Source organism: Staphylococcus sp. GDY8P57P (assembly GCF_017892585.1).
GTDB lineage: Bacteria > Bacillota > Bacilli > Staphylococcales > Staphylococcaceae > Staphylococcus > Staphylococcus borealis.
In genome coordinates this window covers 1-637 of the sequence record NZ_JAESLK010000154.1, presented here as the reverse complement: position 1 = coordinate 637, position 637 = coordinate 1, and the positions used below count along the sequence as shown (strand labels likewise).

The 637-nt window shown below is 24.6% G+C and carries 1 protein-coding gene; it reads left to right on the top strand.

Translation table 11 applies throughout. From position 1 onward, the window contains the following. Window positions 1-566, top strand: a 566-nt coding sequence (locus KA878_RS14085) for an aminoglycoside 6-adenylyltransferase (RefSeq protein WP_210142271.1), incomplete at its 5' end; no start/stop codon positions are given. Window positions 567-637 lie beyond the last annotated feature (71 nt).

Genomic DNA, 637 nt, shown 5'->3' with positions numbered 1-637 from the left:
AAGATGGCATAAAAATGGATATTACATTAATTAATTTAAAAGATTTAAATCGTTATTTTAGTGATTCTGATGGTCTTGTAAAAATTTTAGTTGATAAAGATAATTTAGTAACTCAAGAAATTGTTCCAGATGACTCAAATTATTGGTTAAAAAAACCAACAGAACGAGAATTTTATGATTGCTGTAATGAGTTTTGGAGTGTCTCAACGTATGTAGCAAAGGGTGTTTTTAGAAGAGAAATATTATTTGCTTTAGATCATTTCAATAATATTTTACGTCCTGAATTATTAAGAATGATTTCTTGGTATATTGGCTTTAATAGGGGTTTTGATTTTAGTTTAGGAAAGAATTATAAGTTTATAAACAAATATTTAACTGATAAAGAATTCAATATGCTTTTAGCTACTTTTGAGATGAATGGATATAGAAAGACATACCAATCTTTTAAGCTTTGTTGTGAATTATTTAAATATTATTCAAATAAAGTAAGTTGTTTAGGAAATTATAACTATCCAAATTACGAAAAAAATATTGAGAATTTTATTCGTAATAATTATGAGAATTAATTTTATTAGCAACCACATTTTTGGTTGCTTTTGTTTTGATTTTGAATTTGGTTTTGAACTATGAGTGGCTA